Genomic DNA, 16,463 nt, shown 5'->3' on the forward strand with positions numbered 1-16,463 from the left:
CGACCGCCGACCGCCGATCCGCCATGTTTATTTAAGCTGACTCGATCGCTTCCTCGTCGCAGACGACGCGGGCGTTCTCCTCGGCCTCCGCGGCGATGTCGATTTTCACCGCCTTGGCCGCTTCCCTTTCCTGGCGACGATCGGTGAAGTGGTCGAAGAACACCTGCATCGCGCGATCGACGCCGTAAGGATTGATGCGGCGCGTGTCCTCTCGATAGAACATCGACACATTCGGCGAAACAGTGGCGAGATCATAGGACGGGAAATAGGCGATGTTCGGTCGCGCCCGGACCACCTCGTCGGCGGCGGCGCGCAATATCGCCTTCACTGCGCTGTTCGATTCGATCACATGCCGGTCTTCATAGGTTGCGATAATGCCGACCGGCGACACGCTCAGCACCAAGCGAACCTTGGGGTTGACCTCGCGCATGCGGTCGGTCGCCGCAAGGAAGTCGCGCACGACCTCGCTGACCGTCATATTGTAGAATTCATAGACGTTCGGATCCCATTCGCCGCCGGCGACGCCGGGCGCGAGCTGCAGGATCGCGCCATCCGGCTTGTGGCGCCAGGTCTCGGTATGGCCGAAGGTGAAGACGAAAACGTCCATCGTCTCGAGCATGTGGCGGACTGCGGCGAGATGCCGCTCGCGATCGGCGCGCATGTCGTCGAGCGTGGCGTATCCGTCCGGCTCGATACGCGGCCGGAAGGGATCGACGAAGCGGCCGTCCTCCGGACGATTCCAGTAATCGAGCTGCGGTGTGAATCGTCCATAGGCGCGTTCGATCAGCTGCAGCAGCTGAGCGGTGGTGTAGAGATTGCCGTATCGGCAGGAATACATCGAGTAATTTCGGTCGAGCGCCTCCTTCGCCGACATGCCGATCGGCGGCTGTTCCGCGAGGTAGTAATGGTAACCGCTCGCTTGCAGGCGCATGGCGATTTCCTGGGCGAAGCAGCTGCCCCCGGTCGCGACCTTGTCCTGCGGCGAAATCTTGAACGGCGTGCGAATGATCGGATCGAGCGCGAAGGGCGGCAAAGAGGTCACCGCCTTGCGCCAAAAGCGATGGTCAGGTAGGGAGCTATAGGGGTTTTCCGCCATGGTCGCACTCCTTTCCGATCCGGCCGATTCGATCGCGGATCGCGCCTATTCCCGCGTCGTTCGCGAGCCGCCTTCTGGCGTCGCAACATAAACGGCGCCCGCCCGCTTGTCACCCGGCGCCGACGACGGCCGCGCCGCCGCCAATCGTGAAAGACCGCATGCTCGCCCAGCTTGACAAACAGATTTTGAAATCCTGGCGGCAATACGCCATCGAGCCGCGGATCGCAAAGTTCACCGGCCGCGTCATGCGCAATACCGGGCCGCGGATCGCCATCGTCGGCAACTGCCAGAGTTTCGGCGTCGCTTATGCGATGAAAGTGCTCGATCCGAGCGCCACGGTCGATCATTTCTCGATGATCGCTCGCGCGCGCTCGTCGATCGGGCTCTTCGTCAAGACGCTCGAGACCTACGATTATGTCTTCTCGCATGATTTCCTTGACGGACATGTGCGCGGCGGCGGGTCGGAGGAATTGTGCAAACGTCTGCCGAAGACGATGATCTTCCCGGCGGTCACCTTCGCCGCCTTTCATCCAGACCTCGTCTATATTCACGATCTGTCGCGGATGCATGGATTCGTCTGCGGGCCGATCGGTCCCTATCATTCGGCGATCTGCCTCTTCGCCTATCGCAAGGGCCTGTCGGTCGAGATGGCGAATGCGCTCTTCAATGAAAATGTCTACGACGCGCTCGGCTATCTCGACATGTGGAACGAGGCGTCGCGCGAATTGCTCGACACGACGCGCGATCGATTCAACATCGATCTTTCCAACGAATTGATGAACTGGTCGCGGCGCGGCGTGTTCATGTACAGCACGGTGCATCCGATGAGCTACGTGCTGTTCGATCTCTCAAAAAAGCTTTTCGAGAAGATTGGGCTCAAGCCGCGGACGGTGAATTTCAACTATTACGACATTCACGATCTGGCGCGCAGCGAAATCTTCCCGATCTATCCGCCGATCGCCAAGCGCTACGGCGCGCAAGGCGGCTATATGTTCAAGCTGCAGAACCACCATCTCGCGACGACGGTCGGCGACTTTTTGACGCTGCCGCAATATATCGCGTCCTGCTACAAAATTTACGGCAAGCACGATCCGGCGCGGCTCAGCAATCCCCGCGTCGACGCCTGGCTCGCCGACGAGGCGACGACCGGATTGCTGATAAGGCTGGCGCGCGAGAATTTCGCCGCCGGACTGACGCCAACGCTATAAGCTGCTTGCGTCATTCCCGACGCGCGCAACGCGCGCGATCGGGGATCGAGAGCAGACCGCCATTGTTGGATCTGCTTTGGATACCCGGTCAGCCTTTGGCCTGCCGGGAATGACAAGGTCCAAGCGCCTCGATAGCCGTACTATTTCCAGCGCGTGTCGAATGTCGCGAGGTTGAACGGCGGCTTGTAGGGATGCAGCGGATTTTCGCCGCTGAAGGGCTTCACCACGGTGAGAATGCGCTCGCGATGTTTCAAGGGCGCGAAGCCGGAAGGGTCCTGCGCGCCGGTGAAGCCGATAAGATGCGCCGGATCGATATTGAGTTTGAACGACGGCGGCGGACGCATCCAGCTCTGCGCGACGACATCCATATAGGCCGTCTTCAGCATATGGTTGAGGCCCCATTGTGTCGGCACGAAGCAGGATTTCGAGGAATCCGACATGTCCCAATAATAGGTGTCGGGCCGCAATTCGAGGGTGGCGTCGCCTTCGAAGACGGCGATCGAACCTTCGTGCATGAGATGGCGCACCTCGGCGAAGCCCGCGAAGGGATCGACGAGATGATAATAGACGCCGAGACAGAGAATGATGTCGAAAGTCTCGTTGAGCTTCGAGGCTTCGTAGATCGAAACGCTCTGATTGATCTCGACATTGGATTTCAAGAGCTGCTTGGCGAGGCGCAGGCCCGCGCCGCTCGCCCAATTCTGGCTCACGTCGTCGGTGGCGAGCACGCGTTTGGCGCCGCGTCGCTCGGCGTAAAAACTCCAATACCCGTCCCAGCACCCGACTTCGAGCACGGTCTTTCCGGCAAAATCGATCTTGTCGAGTTCGCTCTCGATGAAGCGCCAGATGCGGCGGTGATCCTCTGCCTGCGAGACGCTGACGGCGCGCAGACCGTCGCCGAAATCGAATTCATGATACCAATGAATTGCGTCAATTTCTTTTTGCAGCGTCTCAAGCGAAGCTGCGTCCTGCACGTCCATCGAATGTTCCCTGGATGATTGATGCGGCAGGCGCGCGAAAGCGCCCGCTCTTTATCTCGGCGACGGCGCGGAGTTTGCCTTTATTCCGCGCTCCATGCAAGGCGAGGCTGCGACGCCGGGCGGCCGAGGCGCTCCATCTCCGAGGCGAATTCGCAGATGCGCGGCGCGACCTCGGCGCGGAATCGCGAGCCGTTGAACACGCCATAATGGCCTACGCCCTTCTGCACATGATGGCTTTTACGCGCCGCAGGGATATTGGCGCAAAGCTCCAGCGCGGCTTCGGTCTGGCCAACGCCCGAGATGTCGTCCTTTTCGCCCTCGACGGCGAACAGCGCCGTACGCCGAATGGCGTGAAGATCAATCAGATTGCCGCGATGACGGAACAGGCCGAGCGGCACCTGGTGACGGACGAAGACGCGGTCGACGGTCTGCAGATAGAACTCCGCCGTCAAATCCATTACCGCGAGATATTCGTCATAAAAATCCCGGTGCTTTTCGGCGGAGTCGCCGTCGCCCTCGACGAGATGATTGAACATTTCGAGATGCGCCGAGATGTGCCGCTCGAAATTCATCGACATGAAGCCGGAAAGCTGCAGGAAGCCCGGATAGACGTGGCGTCCCATGCCAGCGTGAGGGAAAGGCACGGTATGAATGCAATGGGCGCGGAACCAGTCGATGCCGCGCTGCTGCGCGAGCTTGTTGACGGCGGTCGGATTGACGCGCGTGTCGATGGGGCCGCCGATCAGCACCATGGATTCCGGAACGTCGGGATCGTCTTCAGCCTCCATCGCGGCGACCGCGCAGATCAGCGGCACCGAAGCCTGACAGACTCCGAGCGTATGCAGAGGCGTGTCCGTCGCGCCCGGCGCGAGGAAGCGCATGATGTCGCAAAGGCAGTCGATGTAATCGTCGAGATCGAAAGCGCCGTCGGCGAGCGCCACCTGGCGCGCGTCGCTCCAGTCGGTGATGTAGACGTCATGGGTGGGCAGGAAGGCTTCGACCGTGCCGCGCAACAGCGTGGCGTAATGACCCGACATCGGCGCGATGATCAGCAGTTTCGACTGCCTCGGCGCGGGACCCGGAAACTGCCGATCGAAATGCAGCAGTCCGCAAAACGGACGACTCCAGACAATTTCCTCGACGATCTCGACCTCGGTTCCATCGACGATGGTCGTATCCAAGCCGAACAGCGGCTTGCCATAGCGGCGCGTCATCCGCTCGAAGAGCTCCGCGGAGGCGGCGATGCTGCGGCCGAACGACGTGTGATGCATCGGATTGAGCGGGTTCTTCATCGCATGCAACATGGCGTCAGTCGCCGCCCGCGCCGGCGCAAAGGCCAGGTGCATCATTTCGTACAGCTGGTAGGACATTCGATCCATCGTCACGCTTCTCCCGCCACCTCCCTCGCAGCCGCCGCGCCGCGGGTTTTATGTTGCACTGCACAAATCATCCTATAACAAATTCAAAATGGTGGAAATTGCAAATCTGACGAGTAGAGCAGACGCACAAACCGGCAAAAAATTCACACTTCTGTGATAATCACGCCGTCAAGACCCCGATTGCAAGCATAAACCAGAGAAAGGCGGCGGCTCTTCGGTAGAGCGCGAGCGCGCGACGAATATCGGCGGCTGTGGCTTCTCGCCGCCCATGCCCGAGAATCGCGCCCTGGATCACCCGACGTTCGCCATAGGCGCGTGGACCGCCAAGTTCAAGCCCGAGCGCGCCGGCCGCCGCGGCTTCGGGCCAGCCGGCGTTGGGGGAGACATGCTTGGGCGCGTCGCGCCGGGCGGCCGCCAGCGCCTGCGCCGGCGAGGCGCCCTTCAGCAGGAACGCCCCCGCCGCCAGCAGGCCGGCCGCCGCGCGCGAGGGGATGTAATTCATCAGATCGTCGCAGCGCGCCGCGGCCCAGCCGAAGGCGAGATAGCGGGACGATTTGTGGCCGATCATGCTGTCGGCGGTGTTGACCGCCTTATAGGCGAGCGCGCCAGGCAGGCCGAAGACGGCGAGCCAGAGCGCCGGCGCGACGACGCCGTCGGAAAAATTCTCGGCGAGGCTCTCGATCGCCGCGCGGGCGACCCCGGCCGCGCCGAGCGCCGACACGTCGCGGCCGACGATTTTCGCCACCGCCGCCCGTCCGTCTTCGAGAGACGCCGTCAGCCCCTCGGCGACCGCGGCGACATGGGCGTCAAGGCTGCGCTGCGCCAGCAGGGTCGATGAGACCGCCGCGAGCGCGATCCATCCGAAGGGGAGCGCAAGCGCCGCGCGTTCGATCAAGGTGCCGGCTCCGATAGCGATCGCCAGAAGCGCGGCGAGCGCGATAACGCCTTTCGATCGCCGAAGCGCGAAGGACTCGTCTTCGCAATTCAGGCGACGATCGAGCGCGTCGATCAGCGCGCCGAGCCAGGTCGACGGATGGCCGATCTTGCGAAACAGCGCGTCCGGATAGCCGACGCCCGCCTCGATGGCGAGCGCCAGCAGCGCGAGCGTGAAGTTCATTTGATTTGGACGCCAGGCCGAGCAGCGGCCGTCGCCGTCATTGCAAGCCGAAGGCGAAGCAATCCAGGGCCGCAAACCGGCGACTGGATTGCTTCGTCGCTACGCTCCTCGCAATGACGAAGGCGCCTCACCGCCCGAAGAGCGCGGTGATCGACGCCTTGGCGATCGCGTTCTGATTGATGGTGAAGCCGGCGATGGCGGTGCGGCCATGGGCGGCGTCGCCAAGCTTGTCGATCTTGAGCGCATAGACCGTGAAAACATAGCGGTGCGGCTTGCCCGGCGGCGGGCAGGGGCCGCCATAGGCCTTGTCGCCGAAGTCGGTCTCAAGCTGATGCGCGCCGGGCGGAAGATTCTTGCCGGAGGCGTCGCCGGCGCCGCGCTTCAAGCCGCGAACGTCGGCGGGAATGTCGACGACGAGCCAGTGCCAGAAGCCGGCGCCGCCGGTCGGCGCATCGGGATCATGCGCGGCGACGGCGAAGCTTTTCGTGCCAGGCGGCGGGTCGCTCCAGCTCAGCTCGGGCGAGAGGTTCCCGCCGGTGCAGCCGAAGGAATCATAGACATGTTTCATGTCGATGGTCTTGCCTTCGGCGATGTCGGGGCTCGCAAGTTCAAACGCCTGGGCGCCGCTCGAATCGGCGGCGGCCAGCGCGATAAGGCCGAGGAAGGATGATACGCTGCGCCACATGTTAGCGTGCTCCCTGATCTGAAAACGCCGCATCTTGTAACGGATTGGCGCGCCGGTGTCGCGCGTCCGCGCTTCGCGGTAAAGAGGGCGGATGAGCGATGCGGGAAGCGGGGGTCCATTGCGCCGCGGCTGGACGACGGGCGCCTGCGCGACCGCGGCGTCCCGCGCCGCCTTCGAGGCGCTGGTGACAGGCGCGCCGCCGCCTGACCCGGTCGAGATCGCGCTGCCGTCGGGAAGGCGCGTCGCCTTTGCGCTGGCGACATTCGAACGCGGCAAGGATTTCGCCCGCGCCGGCGTGGTCAAGGACGCCGGCGACGATCCCGACGTGACGCATGGCGCGCTGATATGCGCAAGGGTAAGGCGCGGCGCGCCGGGCGCCGGCGTGCGTTTCTCCGCGGGCGCCGGCGTCGGCACGGTGACGCGACCCGGCCTGCCTCTGCCGGTGGGAGAGCCGGCGATCAATCCGGTGCCGCGCAAGATGATGACTGAGACGATCATCGAGGCGAGCGCCAGGCTCGGCGTTGCACCCGACGCCGATATCGAAATCTCGATTCCGGGCGGCGAGGAACTCGCCAGACACACGCTCAACGGGCGGCTTGGAATCGTCGGCGGTCTTTCGATTCTCGGCACGACGGGAATCGTCACGCCCTTTTCCTGCGCCGCCTGGATCGACAGCATTCATCGCGGCGTCGACGTGGCGCGCGCCAGCGACCTGAGTCATATCGCCGGGACGACCGGCTCGACCTCCGAAGCCGCGGTGAAACTGCTTTATGATCTGCCGGAGACCGCGCTCATCGAAATGGGCGATTTCGTCGGCGGACTTTTGAAATATCTTCATAAGCATCCGGTCGCGCGCGTGACGATAGGCGGCGGCTTCGCCAAGATGACAAAGCTCGCCCAAGGGCGGCTCGATCTTCACTCGGGACGCTCCAGCGTCGATTTTGCGCATCTGGCCCAAACCGCGAGAGAGGTCGGCGCCGGTCTGGAAATCGCGGCGCTCATCGCCAACGCCAATAGCGCGCTCGAAGCGTTGCAGATCGCGCAGGGCGCGGGAATCGATCTCGCGGCGCCGATCGCGCGCGCCGCCTGGCGAACCGCGGCGCGGGCGCTCGATGCGACGGAGAGCGAATTGGAAATCATCATCTTCGATCGCGACGGCGTTCCGCTCGCCCGTGCGCCGTTTAGAAAGGCAATTCATGACCGCGATTGAAAACTCTCGCGCGTCATTGCGAACGAAGCGAAGCAATTCAGAGCGCTTGAGCGATAGCTGGATTGATTTGTCGCTCGCGCTGCTCGCAGTGATGGACGGACGATCGATCCTGTTTTTGCCCGAACAGCTCGCATGTCATTCCCGACGCGCGAAGCGCGATCGGGAATCCAGAGCAAAACCAGCGCTCCTGGATCGGCGCTGGATTCCCGGTCAGGCCTTTGGCCTGCCGGGAATGACAGGTCCAGCGAACGGATCAACTGGAATTCGTTCGTCATGAGCGAAAATCCGCATCTCACGCTCGTGCTCGGCGGCGCGCGTTCAGGCAAAAGCGCTTATGCGGAGCGCCTGATCGCCGCGTATCCGGCTCCTTGGATCTATATCGCGACCGCCGAGATTCTCGACGACGAAATGCGCGCGCGAGTCGAGACGCATCGTCAAAGGCGCGGCGAGAACTGGCGCACGATCGAAGCGGCGCAGATGCTCGTCGAAGCGATCGCCGAAGCCCCCTCCGATCGCCCGCTGCTCATCGACTGCCTCACGCTATGGCTGAGCAATAGGCTGCTCGCCGGCGCCGATCTTTCCTCCGATCGCGCGGCGCTGATTCACGTCTTGTCGCGCCGCGCGGCGCCGACTGTCACAGTCTCGTCCGAAGTTGGGTTGTCTATTGTGCCAGACAATGCGCTGGCGCGTTCGTTTCGCGATGCGGCAGGGGAATTGCATCAAGCCGTATCGCGGATTGCGGGCAAGGTTGCGCTCGTCGTCGCGGGCAATCCGCTGATCGTGAAGGACCTGCCGGTCATCTGATCCGCGGGCGTTTCCTGCGCCGGCATATCGTCAGCAATTATTTTAAAGGAGAAGTTCATGTCCCATGTCGTAAGCGCCCTCGTCTTCGCCGTCGCCCTGTTTGCAGGCGTGACCGCCGATCCTGCGTCGGGCGCCGAGCGCCTCGCGCCCTATGGGGCAAATCTTTCTCAGACGTCAGTGTCTGGGCTTTCGTCTGGCGCGGCGATGGCCTTGCAGTTCCATGTCGCGCATTCGGGCGTCGTCAAAGGCGCCGGAATCATCGCCGGGGTTCCCTATGATTGCGCGGAGCGAAGCCTGCCCCGCGCGACGAGCAATTGCATGCACCCCGACGCGACGCATCCCGTCCCTGATCCGGCGCATCTCAAGGACCTCACCGATGCGCTCGCGCGCGCCGGCGATATCGACGACGTCGCCAATTTGAACGGCGCGCGCGTGTGGCTCTTTTCCGGCCGCAAGGATGAGACGGTGTTTCCCGTCGTGATGGATGCGGCGCGCGATTACTACGCCTATTATGTGCCGCCGGACGGCATCGTCTATCGCAACGACATCGGCGCCGGACACGCGCTGGTGACGGAAGACTATGGCGACAGGAACTGCGGCGCGACCAAGTCTCCCTACATCGTCGACTGCGATTTCGACTCGGCGAAAGCGCTGCTCGAACAGATATACGGCCCGCTCAATCCAGCGAGCGCGCAGAACGCCGGAAAATATGTCGAATTCGACCAGAAGGAATTTCTGCCCGACGGCAATGCCTATGTGCACAGCATGAGCGATGTCGGCTACGCCTATATTCCGCATGTCTGCGCCATGGAGCCATGCCGCGTGCATGTCGCGCTGCATGGCTGCAAACAGCAGGCCGCCGAAATCGGCGACGCCTTCTATAAGCATGCCGGATATAATCGCTGGGCGGAAACCAACCACATCATCGTCGTCTATCCGCAAACCATCAGCCGCCTGGGCTGGGGCTTTCCGTTCTACACGCTAAACTTCGTGTGGAACCCCAACGCCTGCTGGGACTGGTGGGGCTATGACAGCGCCGACTACCCGACCAAGAAAGGGCCGCAGATCGCCGCGATCCGCGCGATGGTCGACAGGCTCGCGACGAAGCCTTGAGTTGGGCGCGTTCCTTCTCCCGTTTTTTGGCAGAAGCGCGCGCGCTAACCGCCCGCCGCTTTCAGCCCCTTCTCCAAATCGGCGATGATGTCGTCGATATGTTCGATGCCGATCGCGAGGCGCACATAGCCCGGCGTGACGCCGGAGGCGAGCTGCGCCTCTTCGGAAAGCTGCGAATGGGTCGTCGTCGCGGGATGGATGGCGAGGCTGCGGGCGTCGCCGATATTGGCGACGTGATAGAACATTTCCAGCGCGTCGATGAAGCGGCGGCCGGCCTCTAAGCCGCCCTTCAGCTCGAAGCCGAGCAGCGCGCCATAGCCGCCTTTCAGATAGGCGTCGGCGCGCCGGCGCGTCTCACCCGTCTGTTGCGAAGGATGAATGACTCGCGTCACTTCGTTGTGCTTACTTAGGAAGTCGACGACCTTCTGCGTGTTCTGCACATGGCGCTCCATGCGCAGAGTCACCGTCTCGACGCCCTGCAGCGTCAGAAAAGCGTTGAACGGCGAGGGCGCGGGGCCGAGATCGCGCAGCAGTGTCGCGCGCGCCTTGATGATATAGGCGACCGGCCCGATCGGCTTGACCGCCTCGACCCAGATCGCGCCGTGATAGCTCGGATCGGGCGTATTGAGCGCCGGCTGACGCTGCGCAAATTTCTCCCAGTCGAAATTGCCGGCGTCGACGATCGCGCCGCCGATCGAATTGCCATGGCCGCCGAGATATTTCGTCGTCGAATAAACGACGATCGCCGCGCCATGATCGATCGGCCGGCAGAGAATCGGCGCCGCGGTATTGTCCATGATCAGCGGCACGCCAATTTCGCGGCCGATCGCCGCCACTTCCGCGATCGGAAATACGGCGAGCTTGGGATTGGGCAGAGTCTCGGCGTAATAGGCGCGCGTGCGTTCGTCGGTGGCGCGGCGGAAATTTTCAGGATCGGACGGATCGACGAAGCGCACATCGAGGCCCTGATCCTTTAGCGTATTGGCGAAAAGATTCCAGGTGCCGCCGTAAAGATCGGTGGATGAGACGATATTGTCGCCGACGCGCGCGAGATTTTGAATCGCCAAAGCCGACGCCGCCTGTCCCGAAGAAAGCGCCAGAGCCGCGACGCCGCCTTCCAGCGCGGCCAGTCGCGCCTCCAAGACGCCCGTCGTCGGATTGCCGATGCGCGTATAGATATGGCCGAGCTCCTTCAGCGCGAAGAGACTCGCGGCGTGCTCGGTGTCTCGGAATTGATAGGAGGTCGTCTGATAGATCGGTACGGCGACGGCGCCGTTGGTTTCGTCCGCGCGCCATCCGGCGTGGAGCGCGATTGTTTCAGCATGTGTGCTGTCGACGGCCATCATCCACCTCCTGGCGTGAGCATAAGCTCAATAAATCAAAGTCGACGCGCGCGCTACATCGCGCGCGACAAGACGGACCTGTTCGCGGCCTGCGTCGAAGCGATTCACGCCTGGCGCTATTTCTTGAGTTATATCGTTTGACGACTATAATCCGCCTCGGCCAAGATTGAGCGCAACCCCGCGACTCGGGCCACACTCCAAAGGGGGAATCGCCGCATGAAGAAGACACTGATGTTGACCGGCGCAATCGCTGTGGGCGCAATTTTCGCCGCGCCAGTTCGCGCCGAAGATCCGAGCGACGCCGCTGCCGCGCCGAGCGCGGCGCCCGCACCAATGGCCGCGCCAGCCGCGCCTGCGGAACCAAGCCCGGCGCCAGCCGCCGCCGAGAGCAAACCGGCCATCCCTCCCGATTCCGAGTGGGCGCATCCGTCAAAGTAAGTTTCCACGCCGCATTTCCCGTCTGGGAAGCGAAGTGTCTCGCCGGCGCGACAGGCTTGGTCCGCGCCGGCGAATTCCGATCAATGCGGCGTCGGCGAGAGACTCAGCATTTTGGCGGCAAATCCGCTGCGTCTTTGAGAAGCGGCGCGACGCAGGCGAGCGCAAAAGCGTATTCGAGCGCGGCGTCTTCCAGCGCCTCGAAACGGCCTGAGGCGCCCGCGTGGCCGGCGCCCATATGCGTGAAGAGCAGCACCGGTCCGCCGCCGCTCATCGTCGCGCGTAGTTTCGCGACCCATTTCAGCGGCTCCCAATAGGTGACGCGCGGATCGGTGACGCCGGCGACGGCGAGAATCGGCGGATAGTTTTGCGCGCGCACATTGTCGTAAGGCGAATAGGACGCGATGCGATCATAGGCGTCGACGCTGGCGATCGGGTTTCCCCATTCCAGCCATTCTGGCGGCGTCAGCGGAAGATCGTCGCGCAGCATCGTGTTAAGCGTATCGACGAAAGGCACGCTGGCGACGACGCCGGCGAAGAGTTCCGGCGCCGCATTGGCGACAGCGCCCATCAGCAGCCCGCCCGCCGAACCGCCCTGCGCGACAATGGCGCCTTCATGCGTATAGCCGGCCGAGACGAGATGGCGCGCGCAATCGATGAAGTCGAAGAAGCTGTTTTGCTTATTCGCGAGCTTGCCGTTCTCGTACCAGCGCCAGCCCTTGTCGGTTCCGCCGCGAATATGGGCGCGGGCATAGACGAAGCCGCGTTCGACGAGCGACAGGATGTCTTCGTTGAAGCCTGCCGAGAGCGCATAGCCATAGGCGCCATAGCCATAAAGCAGTAGCGGCGCGCCTTCGCCGCCGGGCGCGAAGTCGGCGCGATGCAAAAGCGTGATCGGCACGCTCTCGCCGTCGCGCGCCGTCGCGAAAATCCGCCGCGTCACATAATTCCTTGGATCATGTCCTGAAGGAATCTCCTGGCGCTTGCGCAGAACGCGCGCGCGCGTCGTCATGTCGTAGTCATAGGTCTCGTCGGGCGTCGTCATCGACGAATAGACGAAGCGCAAAATGTCGGTGTCGAGTTCCAGCCCCGGATCGATCGACAGCGCATAGGCTTCCTCTTCGAAATGAATCGCATGTTCCTCGCCGGTCGAAAGCGCGTGGACCACGAGCTTCGGCAGGGAGTTCTCGCGAAGCAGCCAGACGAGGTGACGCGCATAGAGGGTGAAGAAGTCGATCATCACGCCGTCGCGATGGGCGACCACGTCTTTCCAGTTCTCGCGGCCGGGCTCCGCGAGCGGCGCCACCGAAATGCGGAAATCATCGGCGCCGTCGGCATTGTTGCGAATGTAGATAAGGTCGCCATGCGGTTCGACGTCGTAGCGCAGGCGCGGTTCGCGCGGCGTGACGATGCGTGGCGTCGGATTGTTCTCGCGAAGGTCGATGAGCCAGCATTCCGACGCGTCATGTCCGTGGATCGACACGACGGCGAAGCGCCGGCAACGGCTTTCATGCAGGCCGACGAACCAGGCGCTGTCGGTTTCCTCGAGGATCAGCGCGTCGTGGGCGGGATCGGTTCCGACCTCATGCCGAAAGATCTGCGAGGTACGATGGTTCTCGTCGATCAGAACATAATAATAGGCTTTCGAATCAGCGCGCCAGACGATCGCGCCGTCGCTGTCGCCCACCACATCGTCGCGGTCGACGCCGTCGCTCAGCGCCCGCGTGCGTATCTCATAGAGTTCGGAGCCGGCGTCGTCGACGCTCCAGGCGAGCTGCGCATGATCTGGCGCATGCGCCGCGTCGCCGATGTCGAAGAATTCATGGCCTTTGGCGAGCGCGTCGCCGTCGAGCAGCACTGTTTCCGTGCCGCCCTCACGCGGCATACGGCAGTAGCGCGGATGTTCGGCGCCCAAGTGGAAGCGCTCGTAATAGGCGTAAGGGCCGTCGGGATCGGGTACGTCGCTGTCGTCTTCCTTGATGCGTCCGCGCATTTCGCCGACGAGCGTCTTGCGCAAATTTTTGAGCGGCGCCATCACGCGTTCGCAATAGGCGTTTTCCGCTTCGATGAGCTTGGCGATGTCGACGGGAAGGGCGTCAGGATCGCGCAACACCTCACGCCAGTTTTTCGCGGCGATCCAGTCGTAAGAATCATCGAGCGCGCGGCCATGGATGACTCTGCGCGTATCGCGTCGCGCCGCGACAGGCGGCGCCGCGCCTTCGAGAGCGAACCGCCAGTCCAACGCTTTATCGCGCCCCATGCACTCCTCCGCAGCCGCTCGATGCAGGCTCTTATCTTCGCTTGCGGCGCAGCATAGAGAAATCTCGGACCGAGAGAAATCGAAGCAATTTATCAATCCTTCGTGCCTTAGCCTTGCCTTAAACGAACTGTTCACTTTCGGCTAAAGGAGCGATTTCATGCGTTACTCTCACGCGGCGCTCAATCCGGTTTCCGTCGGCGAGCGAAAGATCGACCGACGCAGCGACGGTACTTTGCGCCGCGCGTCGGCGCCGCGCCGGCTGGCCTGGAAAATTGTCTATTCGAGCTTCGTCGCCGGCGTCGCCGTCTATGTCTGGTGGCGACGTTAGCCATATTTTCGGCGCTGCTGCGCTGCGTCAAAGACAGGCTGTCATAAATCAGTTAAGTTTGAGGGGCGGCCGACCGCGGATGCGCGCTCGCGCGAGGTGAGTCGCGCCGCGATGGTTCAACATGCGGCGCTGCGGCGCGCCTCCCAACACAGAAGAAGCGTAAATGTTCACGAGCGTTAAATGCATCGCCGCCGGCGTTTTTTGCGCCAGCCTTTCTTTCGGCGTCGCGCTTGCGGAGCCAAAGACTCCGGTGCCCGCCGGAAACGCGCCGACGACCTGGGCGCCGCCCGCCGAGATCGCGCCGAAGGCGGCGCCGGCAGATGCGCCTGCGCCGAAGGCCGAAGCGCCCGCCGCCGCGGCGCAGCCGGCCCCCGCCGCCCTGGCGCCGAAGACTCATGCAGAGCGAGAAAAGGACTGCCGCGCGCAAGCCGACGCCAAAGGGCTGCACGGCAAGGAGCGCAAGCAGTTCAAGACGGGTTGTCTTAAGGGCTGACGAGGCTGCGCCGGCCGTATTGCCGCGGCCGGCGGCGCGTCAATAAACGCGATCGATGCAGAAGTCGACGACTTCGAGCAGCGCGCTCTTCCACGGCGAGGCCGGAAAAATCTCCATCGCGTCGCGCGCGATGGCGCCGTAATGAGTCGCGCGCTCGATCGTGTCGTCGAGCGCCTTGTGTTTCTTCATCAGGCCGCAGGCGGTCTCGACGTCGCCGTCCTTGATCTCGCCCTTCTCCAGCGTGCGGCGCCAGAATTCGCGTTCCTTCTCATTGCCGCGACGAAAGGCGAGCACCACGGGCAGCGTGATCTTGCCCTCTCTAAAGTCGTCGCCGACATTCTTGCCGAGCTTGGCTGACGAGCCGCCGTAATCGAGCGCGTCGTCGATGAGCTGGAAGGCGACGCCGAGATTCATGCCGTAGCTGCGCGCCGCGGCTTCGTCCGCTTTCGGCTTGCCGCCGAGCATCACGCCGACTTCTGCGGCGGCGGCGAAAAGCTCCGCCGTCTTGCGGCGAATGACGCCCATATAGGCGTCCTCGGTCGTCGTCGTATCTTTCGCGGCGTTGAGCTGCATGATCTCGCCTTCGGCGATCACGGCGGCGGCTTGCGAGACGACGGTGAGCGGCGCGATGAATCCGGGCTCGACCATCATCTTGAAGGCGTGGCCGAGCAGGAAATCGCCGACCAGCACGCAGGTCTGATTGCCCCACAGCATGCGCGCGGCGATCTTGCCGCGGCGCATGTCGCTTTCGTCGACGACGTCGTCATGGAGAAGCGTCGCCGTATGCATGAATTCGATGCCGGCGGCGAATTTCAGATGTCCGTCGCCCTTGTAGCCGCACATGCCGGCGGTCGCGAGAACCAGCATCGGCCGCAGCCGCTTGCCGCCGGCGGAAATGAGATGATTGGCGACTTCGGGAATCGTCGTGACGTCGGAGCCCATGCGCTGAATGATCAGCTGATTGGTGCGCTCGAGGTCGGGCTTGATGAGTTCGAGGAGACTGTCGAGGCCGGCGTCCTTTTTCTCATCGAGCGGAATGACGATACCCACGGACCCCCCTTAAGCCTTGCGCTTTGTCGCGCGAACTTACGGCTTTGGGATGGAGGCGGCAAGTCGCGGCGCAGGCGTAGCGCGATCGCCCCCTCCCCGTCCCTCCCCCGCTTCGCGGGAGAGGGGACGCTAACGAGCGGAGGGGCGCAGCAACGTCGCACAGATGTGTCGCCTTCGTTGAAGCGCCGAGTCACGCTCCCTCTCCCGCGAAGCGGGGGAGGGCTGGGGAGGGGGTCTTGCCCATGGCGCCGCGCCATGGGAGGTTTCCGCTCCTATGAACGACGCGCGTTTGGATGGCTTTCTCGACCAGCGCCTGCGCCTGCGTCAAAGCGCCGCCGGCCATCGCGCCGGCACGGACGCCGTATTGCTCGCCGGGGCGACGCCCGAAGAGCAGCAGGGGCTCATTCTCGACATTGGCGCCGGCGCCGGCGCGGTCGGACTGATGGCGGCGCTGCGCGCGCCGGGCGCGAGCGTTGGACTTGTGGAAATCGATCCCGGGAGTTACGCGCTCGCGCGCGAGAATGTCGCGGCGAACAATCTCGACGCGCGCGCGATGGTCTACGCGGCGGACGTTCTTTCCGCGAAGTCGCGCCGCGCCGCAGGTCTCATCGACGAAAGCGCCGCGCTCATTCTCACCAATCCGCCGTTTCACGACGCGCGCAAGGTGCGGGTGACGCCCGACGCGGCGAAGGCGCGCGCCCATATCGCCAGCGCGCCGCTTTCTGAATGGGTGCGCGCAAGTCTCGCGCTGCTCGCGCCGGGCGGAACTTTCGTGATGATCCACCGCGCCGACGCGCTCGCCGAATGTCTTGCCGCGGTCGAGCGCAGGTTAGGCGGCGTCTCGATCGCGCCGATTTACACGCGAAGCGACGCGCCGGCGACGCGCATTCTTCTTAGCGGCGTCAAAGGCTCGAAAGCGCCGCTGTCGATAGTGAAGGCGATCGTCGTCTAACTCGAATTCC

The 16,463-nt window shown here is 63.3% G+C and carries 16 protein-coding genes; 8 read left to right on the forward strand and 8 right to left on the reverse strand.

Annotation, left to right across the window (positions count from 1 at the left end):
* Window positions 1–31: 31 nt before the first annotated feature.
* Entirely contained in the window at window positions 32–1,096 is a 1,065-nt protein-coding gene (locus U1E20_RS01020; RefSeq protein WP_409978723.1) for a GSCFA domain-containing protein, read from the reverse strand.
* Window positions 1,097–1,254: 158 nt separating this feature from the next.
* On the opposite strand from U1E20_RS01020, the gene U1E20_RS01025 reads away from it, so the two are divergent.
* Window positions 1,255–2,304 carry a WcbI family polysaccharide biosynthesis putative acetyltransferase gene (locus tag U1E20_RS01025; protein WP_409978724.1) on the forward strand — a complete coding sequence of 350 codons (1,050 nt, stop codon included), beginning with the start codon at window positions 1,255–1,257 and terminating at the stop codon, window positions 2,302–2,304.
* A 140-nt stretch (window positions 2,305–2,444) separates the two neighbouring features.
* Here the strand turns inward: U1E20_RS01025 and U1E20_RS01030 are convergent, their stop codons facing one another.
* The 4 genes from U1E20_RS01030 to U1E20_RS01045 all read right to left on the reverse strand — a co-directional run bounded on the left by U1E20_RS01030 (window position 2,445) and on the right by U1E20_RS01045 (window position 6,465).
* The gene (locus U1E20_RS01030; RefSeq protein WP_409978725.1) at window positions 2,445–3,284 is read right to left on the reverse strand and encodes a class I SAM-dependent methyltransferase; all 840 of its coding nucleotides are present in this window, start codon (window positions 3,282–3,284) and stop codon (window positions 2,445–2,447) included.
* Window positions 3,285–3,364: 80 nt separating this feature from the next.
* Window positions 3,365–4,654, reverse strand: a complete 1,290-nt coding sequence (locus U1E20_RS01035) for a polyhydroxyalkanoate depolymerase (RefSeq protein ID WP_409978726.1) — start codon at window positions 4,652–4,654, stop codon at window positions 3,365–3,367.
* Window positions 4,655–4,823: 169 nt separating this feature from the next.
* Window positions 4,824–5,780 carry an adenosylcobinamide-phosphate synthase CbiB gene (gene cbiB, locus U1E20_RS01040; RefSeq protein WP_409978727.1) on the reverse strand — a complete coding sequence of 319 codons (957 nt, stop codon included), beginning with the start codon at window positions 5,778–5,780 and terminating at the stop codon, window positions 4,824–4,826.
* Between the two features lie 127 nt (window positions 5,781–5,907).
* Window positions 5,908–6,465, reverse strand: a complete 558-nt coding sequence (locus U1E20_RS01045) for a YbhB/YbcL family Raf kinase inhibitor-like protein (protein WP_409978728.1) — start codon at window positions 6,463–6,465, stop codon at window positions 5,908–5,910.
* Between the two features lie 91 nt (window positions 6,466–6,556).
* Here U1E20_RS01045 and U1E20_RS01050 point away from each other — a divergent pair, with 91 nt between their 5' ends.
* The 4 genes from U1E20_RS01050 to U1E20_RS01065 are packed head-to-tail and all read left to right on the forward strand — an operon-like array spanning window position 6,557 to window position 9,592.
* Window positions 6,557–7,675: a cobalt-precorrin-5B (C(1))-methyltransferase gene (locus U1E20_RS01050; protein ID WP_409978729.1), complete on the forward strand. Its 1,119-nt coding sequence runs from the start codon at window positions 6,557–6,559 to the stop codon at window positions 7,673–7,675.
* Window positions 7,662–7,952, forward strand: coding sequence for a hypothetical protein (locus tag U1E20_RS01055; protein WP_409978730.1), 291 nt, complete (start codon window positions 7,662–7,664; stop codon window positions 7,950–7,952). The genes U1E20_RS01050 and U1E20_RS01055 overlap by 14 nt, the downstream gene beginning before the upstream one ends.
* Entirely contained in the window at window positions 7,949–8,479 is a 531-nt protein-coding gene (cobU, locus tag U1E20_RS01060; RefSeq protein ID WP_409978731.1) for a bifunctional adenosylcobinamide kinase/adenosylcobinamide-phosphate guanylyltransferase, read from the forward strand. The genes U1E20_RS01055 and cobU overlap by 4 nt, the downstream gene beginning before the upstream one ends.
* A gap of 57 nt (window positions 8,480–8,536) precedes the next feature.
* Complete coding sequence (locus tag U1E20_RS01065) at window positions 8,537–9,592, forward strand: polyhydroxybutyrate depolymerase (RefSeq protein ID WP_409978732.1); 1,056 nt, start codon at window positions 8,537–8,539, stop codon at window positions 9,590–9,592.
* A gap of 44 nt (window positions 9,593–9,636) precedes the next feature.
* On the opposite strand, the gene U1E20_RS01070 is transcribed toward U1E20_RS01065, so the two are convergent.
* Entirely contained in the window at window positions 9,637–10,935 is a 1,299-nt protein-coding gene (locus U1E20_RS01070) for an O-acetylhomoserine aminocarboxypropyltransferase/cysteine synthase family protein (protein WP_409979619.1), read from the reverse strand.
* A 541-nt stretch (window positions 10,936–11,476) separates the two neighbouring features.
* Window positions 11,477–13,630, reverse strand: coding sequence for a S9 family peptidase (locus U1E20_RS01075; RefSeq protein ID WP_409978733.1), 2,154 nt, complete (start codon window positions 13,628–13,630; stop codon window positions 11,477–11,479).
* A 157-nt stretch (window positions 13,631–13,787) separates the two neighbouring features.
* Here U1E20_RS01075 and U1E20_RS01080 point away from each other — a divergent pair, with 157 nt between their 5' ends.
* On the forward strand, window positions 13,788–13,958 hold the full coding sequence (locus U1E20_RS01080) for a hypothetical protein (protein ID WP_409978734.1): 171 nt from the start codon (window positions 13,788–13,790) through the stop codon (window positions 13,956–13,958).
* Window positions 13,959–14,121: 163 nt separating this feature from the next.
* A complete protein-coding gene (locus tag U1E20_RS01085) occupies window positions 14,122–14,451 on the forward strand; it encodes a PsiF family protein (protein ID WP_409978735.1) in 330 nt (109 codons plus the stop codon).
* Between the two features lie 39 nt (window positions 14,452–14,490).
* Here the strand turns inward: U1E20_RS01085 and U1E20_RS01090 are convergent, their stop codons facing one another.
* Entirely contained in the window at window positions 14,491–15,501 is a 1,011-nt protein-coding gene (locus U1E20_RS01090; protein WP_409978736.1) for a polyprenyl synthetase family protein, read from the reverse strand.
* A gap of 274 nt (window positions 15,502–15,775) precedes the next feature.
* Here U1E20_RS01090 and U1E20_RS01095 point away from each other — a divergent pair, with 274 nt between their 5' ends.
* Window positions 15,776–16,453: a tRNA1(Val) (adenine(37)-N6)-methyltransferase gene (locus U1E20_RS01095; protein WP_409978737.1), complete on the forward strand. Its 678-nt coding sequence runs from the start codon at window positions 15,776–15,778 to the stop codon at window positions 16,451–16,453.
* Window positions 16,454–16,463 lie beyond the last annotated feature (10 nt).

Origin of the sequence: Methylocystis sp., assembly GCF_046349115.1 — a bacterium.
In the GTDB taxonomy this organism is placed as follows: domain Bacteria; phylum Pseudomonadota; class Alphaproteobacteria; order Rhizobiales; family Beijerinckiaceae; genus Methylocystis.